Source organism: Microbacterium sp. (assembly GCF_051953575.1).
GTDB lineage: Bacteria > Actinomycetota > Actinomycetes > Actinomycetales > Microbacteriaceae > Microbacterium.
On sequence record NZ_JBQCIP010000065.1, the window covers coordinates 1 to 5,372 of the forward strand.

Here is a 5,372-nt window from a genome sequence, read left to right on the forward strand (position 1 = left end):
ACCGTCGCCGGGAGCACCCACGTCGGGAGAAGCGATCGCCCCGCTGTGGCGGCGGCGAGCGCGACGGCGGAGGCGATGGCGAGGCCGAGCCACATCGACGGAAGCCCGTGGCCTTCGATGGTCAGAGCCTCTCCGGCGCTGGCAGAACGGTTGAGGTAGTTCGACCCGAAGATCACCAGGAACTGCGCGCAGGCGAGCGCCACGACGGTGAGCCGAAATCCACGAAGGCCCCGAACGTCGCGGCGCACCCGCCACCCGATCACGACGGCCGCCACCCCGGGGATCGCGGCAAGCGGCTCCCAGCTCAGCCAAAGCACGCTCATGATCACGAGCAGCACCGAGAGTGCGGCGAACGGCTTTCGACGAGATTCTGTCAACGCCAGCCATGTCAGCAGCGCGGCCGGGATCGCGACGTTCGCGTTCACGTAGCCCCACTCCATCGCGATGCCACCCATCAGTGCTGTGAGCGGGAGCAGCGATCCGAGCGCCGCCACGGTCACGGTCAGACCGTGCGAGCTGGCGGGGACGATGCTTGACACGACCCCACCTGCGATCACGCTCCACAGCGCGAGCTGAAGGGCCCACGCGATGACCAGTGCGTAGATCTCCGCACCGATCGCGGCCCCTGTGATCTCGATCTTTCCGAACGGCGACGCGGTGAGGCCGAGGAACGCGTACGGAACGCGCGCGAAGGCGAACTCGGGGTTCTGCAGGCTTCGCCCGATCGCTTCCATTTGCAGCAGGCCGTCGCCGTTCAGCACCCATCCCCGGCGGGCGGCCCCGGGAATCACGTGCGACAACGCCACGACGGCGATCCAGATCACGCCGCCCAGGGATGCCGAACCCCAGGTGCGCGCCGCGTCTGGTGACCACCGAACCTGGCGCCTGCGCACCACGATGAGCGTGGAGCCGAAGACCACAAGGACGCCGAGAACGACGCTGTATGCGACGAGCAACGATGCGCCGGTCGCTGCCGCCAGCGGGCGGGGAATGCTCAACGACAGCAGCGCGCCGGCAACCGCGCCGGCCACAGCCAGCCGGTGCCGCACCCACGTCCCCAGCACAAACGACCACACGACGATCGTCGCGACGAGCGCGACCGCCATCCCCAGAGCCCCTGCGATCACCGCGTCACCTTATCCGATCGCAGCAGTCGTTCTTCAAGGTCACCAGGTGAGTTGGTTCGCCCTTGCGAAGTCATGAGCAGGTACCGAGCCTTGAGCGATTCTTGAGCGAACACTGCATACCGACGAATTGACACGGCCTAGCTGCTGCGCGGATGCTCGAACGTGGGAGGGGATTCACGCTTGGGCGTGTGTCTCGAACCCAGCTCTAACGGAGACTGGGGTTTTTAACTGGGGTGTTTGCGGACCGGCGCTTGGGATGCCGGTCGGTTAGAGCTGACCTTTCAACTCACACTGGGGAGAGACACGCCATGCGTGCAACCATCAAGAACTACCTCGAGGCTGAGAAAGCCCGGCGCGAGGAAGAGGGCCGTGAGGGCGGCTTCTCGCTTATCGAACTCATCATCGTCGTCGTGATCCTCGGCATCCTTGTCGCGATCGCCATCCCGGTGTTCGGATCGATTCAGCAGCAGGCGGAACGGAGCTCGCTGGAGGCAGCTGCTGCCAACGGCGCTACTGCCGTTGCTGCCGCGATTGCAGACGGCGATTCCACGTCCTCGGTTGCCAACGCCATCGCGAAGGGCACGAACAGCAAGATTGTCCTCACAACGAACAACACCGACACGTCGAAAGTCGACACTGTCTGTGTGAAGGCAGCGAAGGTTGGGGAACTCACGACCTACGCTCAGGCTGGCCCCGGCTGCAGCGGCGCCGCGCACAGCTGGACGCCGTAGTCGATCGTCCCCGACCGTCCGCTAGGGCCGAGGTCTCGATTCCTCGGCCCTAGTGGCATCATTGCAGTTGGGGATTCTGCCACTTGGGGAGGTGGGCGGATGAGGGGTCGTGGCACCGATGCTGCGGGATTTAGCCTTGTCGAGGTAATCATCGCGATGTTCCTTCTGGGACTCATCGCAGTGGCGATCCTGCCCGCACTCTGGCGGGGGATCCAGCTGTCTACCCAGCAGTCGGCAGTCGCAACGGCGACACGACAGCTCAACAGCCTCGTCGAGGACGCCCGGCAGTCGCCGACCTGCACCGTGATCGCAAACGCCGTCGCCACCAAGACGGGCTTTTCAGACGGTTCGGGCCGACCGTTCTCGACGGAGGGCGTTGTGCACGGCTCCTGCAGCGCCGGTAGCGCCATCTCCATCTCACTGAAGGCGGTTCAGGGCGGATCGACCCTCGCATCGATCGATGCGATCATCTACGTACCGGCTACCTCATGAGTGAATCGCGACGCGGAACGACTCCCAGCGACGCGGGCTATTCGCTTGTGGAGCTTATCGTCGTCGTCGTCATCCTGGGCGTCCTGGGCTCTGCGATCGCGATCATCTTCGCGAACACGTGGCGAACGCAGGCGAACGTCACGGACCAGACGCAAGCGACCACTCGGGGGCAGTTGGTTGCTAGCGAGATCGAGCGTGCGATGCGGAACGCGATCGCGTTTGAGATCGAGGATGCAGGAAACATTCTGAAGGTGAACACCTCACTCGGTGATGGCACGTCGCAATGCCAGGCGTTCAAGTTCGATTCCGGCGAACTGCGGATGACCGTCAGCGGTGCTCCCGCACCGGGGATCTGGCCCGTCTGGCAGGACCAGGTGAGGAAGATGGGTACGACGCCATACTTCGTCGCCAAAGGTGCCAGCGGAGTGACCTACACGTTCGATGCAACCGCCGAGAACGCACAGACATCGTCTACCGCTCCTGTGCACTTCACGGGCGATGCCTACATGAGAAATGCCGCCGAAGGGACCATGTCGCCGTGTTGGTGAAGCTCTTCCATCCTTTCCCCGCGGCCCAAGGCGGGGGCACGCAGCCCGCAGCCCGCCGTGACGAATCCGGCGCTGCACTCGTTGCGGTCATCGTCGTCATGATGGTCGGTGTCATCGCCGCCACCGTCATCGCCGGCTCCGTGATCTTCGCGATGCAGACGAATGTACATAACAAGGCCACGACGCAGGCCTTCGTCTCGGCGGAGTCGGGTCGCGACATGATGCTCCAAGCCGTCCTCGCGAACCCGTGCACGAAGACCATCTCCAATTCGACGAGCTCCCCGCTGTACGAGAACGTCAGCGCACAATTCGGCGCCGACGCCGACCACCTGACTGACGCGTGCCTGAGCCCGTCAGCGGCCTCTGTGATCCGGATCACAGCAACAGGCAAAGCGGCCGACGGCTCAAAGACGACCATCGTGTCCGATTACCAGCGCGCGGTCACCTACGAGCGTCAGCCGGGCGGCACGCTCGCGTACTTCGCCGGACAGTTCAAGCTCACCCAGTCGTCTTACAAGGGTGACCTCGTGATCCGGACGGGCGACTACACGTGCAACTCGGACACCACCATCGACGGTGACCTGTGGGCGCCCAAAGGGTCGATCGTGCTCAGCGCCAAGTGCCATGTGACGGGGAACGTCTACGCAAAGGGGACCGTCTCCACGTCAGGATCGAATGCCCTCGTCGACAAGAACGTCGTCGCCGAAGGTGAGATCAAGCTCGAATCCACGGGCGGCACGGTGACAGGCAACGCGATGTCGGGCACCAAGGTGACGGTGAAGGATATGCATGTGACCGGCAACGTGCAGTCGCCAATCGCGCCGGACATCAAATCGCCCGGGCTCGTCTCGGGGACGGTTACCACCGCGCCGCTGCCGGCCAATGCGTTCGTGCCGTCTCTGCAAGCCGTCTACGACATGACGACGTGGGTGGACTTCCCGTCGACTCGCAGCGCATGGGGCACCGATGTCGATTGGCGAACTCCGACGTCGTGCACCGGTGACGCGACGGCGAAGGCGACCGCCGCCCCTGCCGCAGGCACGACACGAATCGGCCTCGACTACACGGCGTGCACCTCTGCGGTGAAGATCACGCTCAGCGGCTCGCCCACCATCACGCACGACGTGCTGTTCCTGGTCCCGCCGGGTGTGCCCATGACCGTTGACGTCGGCACGGTGACAACTGACTCGCCGGATCGGCAACTCTTCTTCGTCCACGCCGACAACGTGGCTAACCGCGCCGTGACGTGTCCCACCTCTGTCGGATCGGGCGGTGATGCGCTCGACCAGGTCGCCGCGACGACCAACGTCAAAGTCATGCTGTACTCGCCGTGCGGTATCAAGACCGCACCGAAGAAGGACGGCTTCCGCGGCCAGTACTACTCCGGCGACAGCGGAAGCACGAAGCTCGAGCAGCCGGACTTCTCCTGCCAGCCGATGACCTGGGAGCCGAGGATCGACCTCGGGTGCTACCTCGCGGAAGCTCCGGACGGCTCTGGTGACATCATCACCAAACTGCTTCCGCCGACCCTGTTGACACAGACCGAGTAGCCTTCCCGGATGCCCACCTCCCTCGTCATCTTCCTCGTCGTCATCGCCGGGGTGTTCGGCCTCCTGATCGGGTCGTTCCTGAACGTCGTCGCACACCGCGTACCGGCCAAGGTGTCGCTGATGCGCGAGAGCCGGTGCCCCCACTGCGACACGGCGATCAAGCCGTGGCACAACGTGCCGGTGCTGGGGTGGATCGTCCTGCGCGGACGCTGCGCGAACTGCAAGGCGCCGATCTCGCCGCGCTACCCGATCGTCGAGGCGATCACGGGCGTCGCCTTCGCGCTGATCACGTGGGTCGGACTCACCTACCCGGCGGTGCTGGGCGCGGCGACGAGCTCGAAGACCGGGAGCGGCATCGCTCTCGCGCTGATCATCGTCGCGTTCCTGTACTTCGCCGCCATCAGCATCGTGCTGACGCTCATCGACCTCGACACGCACCGGCTGCCCAACGCCATCGTGCTGCCGAGCTACCTGGTGGCCGGCATCCTGTTCACGACCGCGGCTGCACTCACCGGGGACTGGGGGTCCCTGCTGCGCGCCGCCATCGGAATGGCCGTGCTGTACGCGTTCTACGCGATCCTGCGCCTCGCCCGCCCGGGCGGGATGGGCGGAGGCGACGTCAAGCTCGCCGGAGTCGTCGGCATCCACCTCGGCTGGATCGGCTGGGGCGCACTCGCCGTCGGAGCGTTCGCCGCGTTCCTGTACGGCGGACTTTTCGGCATCGCGCTGCTGCTGCTGCGCCGCGCCGGACGCAAGACCGCCATTCCCTTCGGGCCCTGGATGATCCTCGGCGCCTGGACGGGAGTGTTCGCCGGCGAAGCCGTCGGACGGTGGTACGTGAATCTCTTCGTCGGAACCTGACCGACGAATCTTGGGGAAGAGGGAAATCATGGGGAAGACGATCGTCGGGCTGGAGGTGACCGA

The 5,372-nt window shown here is 65.0% G+C and carries 6 protein-coding genes; 5 read left to right on the plus strand and 1 reads right to left on the minus strand.

Annotation, left to right across the window (positions count from 1 at the left end; genetic code table 11):
* Positions 1–1,106 (minus strand): hypothetical protein (locus ACTHNQ_RS04800; protein ID WP_440331569.1); only part of this gene is annotated, 1,106 nt, incomplete at its 3' end.
* A 329-nt stretch (positions 1,107–1,435) separates the two neighbouring features.
* On the opposite strand from ACTHNQ_RS04800, the gene ACTHNQ_RS04805 reads away from it, so the two are divergent.
* The 5 genes from ACTHNQ_RS04805 (at position 1,436) to ACTHNQ_RS04825 (ending at position 5,309) form a co-directional block, all read left to right on the plus strand.
* Entirely contained in the window at positions 1,436–1,858 is a 423-nt protein-coding gene (locus ACTHNQ_RS04805) for a type II secretion system protein (RefSeq protein ID WP_440331571.1), read from the plus strand.
* 99 nt (positions 1,859–1,957) lie between these two features.
* The gene (locus tag ACTHNQ_RS04810) at positions 1,958–2,350 is read left to right on the plus strand and encodes a type IV pilus modification PilV family protein (RefSeq protein WP_440331573.1); all 393 of its coding nucleotides are present in this window, start codon (positions 1,958–1,960) and stop codon (positions 2,348–2,350) included.
* Entirely contained in the window at positions 2,347–2,898 is a 552-nt protein-coding gene (locus ACTHNQ_RS04815; protein ID WP_440331575.1) for a prepilin-type N-terminal cleavage/methylation domain-containing protein, read from the plus strand. The genes ACTHNQ_RS04810 and ACTHNQ_RS04815 overlap by 4 nt, the downstream gene beginning before the upstream one ends.
* Positions 2,889–4,448, plus strand: a complete 1,560-nt coding sequence (locus ACTHNQ_RS04820; RefSeq protein WP_440331577.1) for a polymer-forming cytoskeletal protein — start codon at positions 2,889–2,891, stop codon at positions 4,446–4,448. The genes ACTHNQ_RS04815 and ACTHNQ_RS04820 overlap by 10 nt, the downstream gene beginning before the upstream one ends.
* 9 nt (positions 4,449–4,457) lie before the next feature.
* Complete coding sequence (locus ACTHNQ_RS04825) at positions 4,458–5,309, plus strand: prepilin peptidase (RefSeq protein WP_440331579.1); 852 nt, start codon at positions 4,458–4,460, stop codon at positions 5,307–5,309.
* Positions 5,310–5,372: the final 63 nt, after the last annotated feature.

Excerpts from the sequence above, each read along its gene's own strand:
- ACTHNQ_RS04805 (WP_440331571.1), top strand. The coding sequence starts at position 1,436 with ATGCGTGCAACCATCAAGAACTACCTCGAGGCTGAGAAAGCCCGGCGC.
- ACTHNQ_RS04810 (WP_440331573.1), top strand. The coding sequence starts at position 1,958 with ATGAGGGGTCGTGGCACCGATGCTGCGGGATTTAGCCTTGTCGAGGTA.
- ACTHNQ_RS04815 (WP_440331575.1), top strand. The coding sequence starts at position 2,347 with ATGAGTGAATCGCGACGCGGAACGACTCCCAGCGACGCGGGCTATTCG.
- ACTHNQ_RS04825 (WP_440331579.1), top strand. The coding sequence starts at position 4,458 with ATGCCCACCTCCCTCGTCATCTTCCTCGTCGTCATCGCCGGGGTGTTC.